At 49.7% G+C, this 344-nt stretch carries 1 pseudogene; it reads right to left on the minus strand.

Annotation, left to right across the window (positions count from 1 at the left end):
• Positions 1 to 344, minus strand: a pseudogene (locus B3O33_RS04685) (Holliday junction branch migration DNA helicase RuvB); the annotation flags it as partial.

The following is a 344-nucleotide window of genomic DNA, read 5'->3' on the forward strand; positions in this document are numbered from 1 at the left end:
CCCGCCGCAAAAGTCGATTCGCGATTCGTGGAGTTCCCCTCGAACGATGAGCAATTTCGCCTGCTCCAGTTATGTCCAGAGAGACACCCAAAATACCTGCGCTACGTTGCACAATCGTACTTAAATCAGCAACATTATAAAATTCCAATCGCTGCACAATGCCAAAACGATCCCGTAATGGCGAGGTCAAAGAACCCGCACGCGTTGTGGCTCCGACTAAGGTAAAAGGTTCGAGATCCAGCTTAATCGAACGTGCTGCCGGCCCTTCACCAATCATGATATCGATTTGGTAATCTTCCATTGCCGGGTACAGCACTTCTTCAACCACCGGACTCAGTCGATGA

It is taken from the genome of Methylophaga sp. UBA1464, from assembly GCF_002325665.1.
In the GTDB taxonomy this organism is placed as follows: domain Bacteria; phylum Pseudomonadota; class Gammaproteobacteria; order Nitrosococcales; family Methylophagaceae; genus Methylophaga.